General features: G+C 69.7%; 5 protein-coding genes and 1 tRNA gene. 3 read left to right on the top strand and 3 right to left on the bottom strand.

All coding sequences use genetic code 11. The features are described 5' to 3' along the window. Nucleotides 1-34 precede the first annotated feature (34 nt). The 3 genes from ASG00_RS13485 to ASG00_RS13495 form a co-directional block, all read right to left on the bottom strand. Nucleotides 35-478: a nuclear transport factor 2 family protein gene (locus ASG00_RS13485; RefSeq protein ID WP_056210226.1), complete on the bottom strand. Its 444-nt coding sequence runs from the start codon at nucleotides 476-478 to the stop codon at nucleotides 35-37. A gap of 19 nt (nucleotides 479-497) precedes the next feature. After that, nucleotides 498-569 (bottom strand) — tRNA-Arg (locus tag ASG00_RS13490). A gap of 24 nt (nucleotides 570-593) precedes the next feature. After that, complete coding sequence (locus ASG00_RS13495) at nucleotides 594-1,208, bottom strand: TetR/AcrR family transcriptional regulator (RefSeq protein WP_045246100.1); 615 nt, start codon at nucleotides 1,206-1,208, stop codon at nucleotides 594-596. 199 nt (nucleotides 1,209-1,407) lie between these two features. Here ASG00_RS13495 and ASG00_RS13500 point away from each other — a divergent pair, with 199 nt between their 5' ends. The 3 genes from ASG00_RS13500 to ASG00_RS15525 form a co-directional block, all read left to right on the top strand. Then, the gene (locus tag ASG00_RS13500) at nucleotides 1,408-2,004 is read left to right on the top strand and encodes a DUF6230 family protein (RefSeq protein WP_045246099.1); all 597 of its coding nucleotides are present in this window, start codon (nucleotides 1,408-1,410) and stop codon (nucleotides 2,002-2,004) included. 47 nt (nucleotides 2,005-2,051) lie between these two features. Then, nucleotides 2,052-2,540 carry a DUF6114 domain-containing protein gene (locus ASG00_RS13505; protein WP_200930936.1) on the top strand — a complete coding sequence of 163 codons (489 nt, stop codon included), beginning with the start codon at nucleotides 2,052-2,054 and terminating at the stop codon, nucleotides 2,538-2,540. Further along, the coding region (locus ASG00_RS15525) for a hypothetical protein (protein ID WP_056210228.1) at nucleotides 2,537-3,159 on the top strand (623 nt) is incomplete at its 3' end. The genes ASG00_RS13505 and ASG00_RS15525, both read left to right, overlap by 4 nt.

Consider the following 3,159-nt stretch of genomic DNA (forward strand, 5'->3'; position numbering starts at 1 on the left):
GCGGCATCCCCATGGCGGATGCCGCGGCCCCGCGTCAGCCGCCGAGAGCCGTGACGACGGCGAGCGAGTCCACGTAGTCGCGCCAGCCGACGATGCGTCGATCGACGAGGGTGACGACGGAGCAGAACCGGTTGTCGTGCGCGCGGCCCGCCGCCGTGCGTCCGTGCACCTCGTATTCGAGCGTCACGACGCCACGGTCGGCGTCGTGCGCGACCTGCAGCCCGTCGGCCCGCTCGATCTGCATGTCGTAGCCGGCGAACCAGTCCATGTAGGCCGCGCGCCCGCGGATGACGGGCCCGAACCCGGCGAAGACGTAACGGAACTCGAACTCGGCGTCCTCCGCCACGGCGTCGCAGAAGTGCTCACCGTCGACGAGATCACCCAGCCCCTCCCGCACGACCGCGTAGAACGGATCGGCGTTCGGCCGGAACGCAGGGTGCGAGCGGTCGGCGGGTTCGTGGTGGTGCGGCAGGGTCATGCGGACCTCTTTTCGGCGGTGCCCCTGGAGGGACTCGAACCCCCAACCGTTTCCTTAGGACGGAACTGCTCTTCCATTGAGCTACAGAGGCTGGCCCTCCGAGTCTAGCGGCGCCTCACCCGCCGGATTCGGATGCCGCGGCCCCCTGTGCGGCCGCGACGACGCCTTCCACGCTCTGCTCCAGGAACGCCACGATCTGCTCGACCGGGGTGCCGGTGCCGAGGGCGAGGTCGAGGAGCACTTCCTGGGCGAACACGACCCAGGAGTGGAGGGCGACCCGCAGCATCCGGGTGTCGCGATAGCCGAGCTCGCCGTAGACCTCCAGCAGGCGGGCGGCCTGCGCATCGCGGGCTTCGTCGACCACCCGGCTCGCCTCGGCGTCGCGGCTCGACGACCCGCGCACCAGGGAGGCGAAGACGCCGCTGTGCTCGCGCACGAACATGACGATGCGGGTGAGGGTGTCGTGCAGGCGCTCCCGCGGGGCGAGGTCGCGGCGCGGGGTGGTCGCGTGCAGCATGCCGTCGCGGGCGAGGGTGACGACGTCGCGGTGCAGGCCCTGCTTCGAGCCGAAGTAGTGGAAGACGAGGCCGCGGGAGACGCCGGCCTGCTCCGAGAGCACCTCGATGGTCAGCTCGTCGAGGGGGCGCGTGGCGAGGAATGCCACACCGAGGGCGGTGAGCTGCTCCCGTCGCTCCTCGGGCGTCAACCGCGTACGACGCACCCCGACCATGGCTATGACCATACTGTCGACACCTCCCCTCCTCCGGGCGCGCCATCGGCGTCGCACCCGGACTGTGAGGACTTTCTCACCAACGTGTCCACCTTATTGACAATTAGTCAATGGTGTCTATCATCGTGTCAGAACCACCCGCAGCACAGCCGCTGCACCCCGCAGCAATGACGCTGCACCTCACCCCCCGGAGGACACAATGAAGTTCCGCAACATCGCGCGCTCGCGCGCAGGACGTATCGCCATCGTCGCCGTCCCGGTCGCCGTCGTCACCTCGGTGCTCGCCGGCGGCGTCGCCCAGGGCCAGGTGCCCGTCTCGTTCTCGGTCTCGGGCAGCTCGTTCCAGATCTCCGCCACCGAGCTCGCCGGCACTGGCTTCTCCCAGTACTCGGGCGTCGCCACCGACGCGAAGGGCGGCCAGCACAGCGTCGCGATCGCCAACATCAAGTCGGCGTCGCTCACGGCGCTCTGCCAGGCCGTCATCACCGACACCCCGCTCGGCAAGGTGGGCCTGCTGGTCACCGCCGGCGGCGAGGGCACCCCTGCCACCGCGACCGACCTGCAGATCGGCATGACCGACCTCAAGGGCGACTCGTCGTTCGGCAACATCCGCATCGGCGTCGACGCCTCGCAGGTGAACACGAACGCGAAGGGCACGGCGGGCGAGTTCGCCCAGGACGCCGACACCATCACGATCAAGAACCTGCAGCAGATCGCGTGGAGCACCCAGGCGGGCGTCTTCAACCTCGCCAACATGCACGTGCAGATCACCGACGGGTCGAAGGGCTGCTTCTGAGCAGCCCCATGACCACCGTTCCTCGAACCCGATCGGAGGCTGCTGCCATGTCCACTCGACGTGCCCGCTTCGCCGCCTGGTCCCGCCGGCGGCCCCTCGTCGGCGCGATCCTCATCGCTGTCGGCGGCGTGGAGATGTTCTTCTCCGGTCAGCTCGACCTCGGCAACATCCAGGTGCAGCTCGGCTTCTCGGGGCTGCAGGCGACCATCATCCCGGTCGCCCTGGTGCTGTTGGGCGTGCTGATCGTCGCGATGCCCATGCATCGCATCTTCTACGGTGTGATCGCTCTGGCGATCTCGATCTACTCACTCGTCGGCGTCAACCTCGGCGGCTTCATCATCGGGATGGTGGTCTCCACCGTCGGTGGCGTGATCGCCGTGTCATGGGTGCCCGCCGACGGTGAGCGTCGCCTGCGCCGCCGCGAGGCGAAGCGGGCCACCCGCCAGGACGAGGAGGCTGCGGCGGAGGAGGGCGATGCGGACGGCGCCACCGCCGATCTGACGATCGACGAGATCACGGCGGCGAGCGCATCATGATCCGCCATCGCCTTGCCATCGCGGCCGCCGCGGTGGTCGGATGCCTCGTGGTCGGCGCCGCGACCGTCGGTGCCGCCCGCTCCCCCGAAGCCCCGACCGGCCTGTGCATCCCACTGCTGATGAACTGCAGCACGCCGACGCCGACGCCGACCCCGTCGCCGTCGCAGACCTCGGGCAGCTTGCTGCCGGGTCTGCCGTCACTGCCGGGTCTCGGCGGCGGATCCACCTCACCGACGACGCCGACCTCCCCGGGCACGCCCACCACCCCGACGCAGACCAACGCGTCATGGGGACAGGCGATCTTCGACCAGGGCGCACCGACCCTCACGAAGTACCCGGCGCAGCTGGGCGCGCAGGGTCTCTCGTTCACGGGGCTCAAGGGCATCGCACTCGTCACGGTGCGCACGGTCGACGGAACGCTCGAGCCGGCCATCCGCATCAGCGCCGACTCGGTCACGGTGCAGGGCTTCTCGCTCACGGTGCGCCAGTTCACCGGCCCGTCGCTCGCGACCACCGCCGACAGCATGACGCTCAGCGGCGACGCCCAGGTCTACCTGAGCTCACTGACGGCCGTGCTGCCGACGGGTCAGGCCATCACGATCGGGCAGGACACGCCGCC

The organism is Microbacterium sp. Leaf351, assembly GCF_001423825.1.
GTDB classification, from domain to species: domain Bacteria; phylum Actinomycetota; class Actinomycetes; order Actinomycetales; family Microbacteriaceae; genus Microbacterium; species Microbacterium ginsengisoli.

Coding starts and splice junctions, on each gene's coding strand:
- ASG00_RS13485 (WP_056210226.1), bottom strand. CDS start 478: ATGACCCTGCCGCACCACCACGAACCCGCCGACCGCTCGCACCCTGCG.
- ASG00_RS13495 (WP_045246100.1), bottom strand. CDS start 1,208: ATGGTCGGGGTGCGTCGTACGCGGTTGACGCCCGAGGAGCGACGGGAG.
- ASG00_RS13500 (WP_045246099.1), top strand. CDS start 1,408: ATGAAGTTCCGCAACATCGCGCGCTCGCGCGCAGGACGTATCGCCATC.
- ASG00_RS13505 (WP_200930936.1), top strand. CDS start 2,052: ATGTCCACTCGACGTGCCCGCTTCGCCGCCTGGTCCCGCCGGCGGCCC.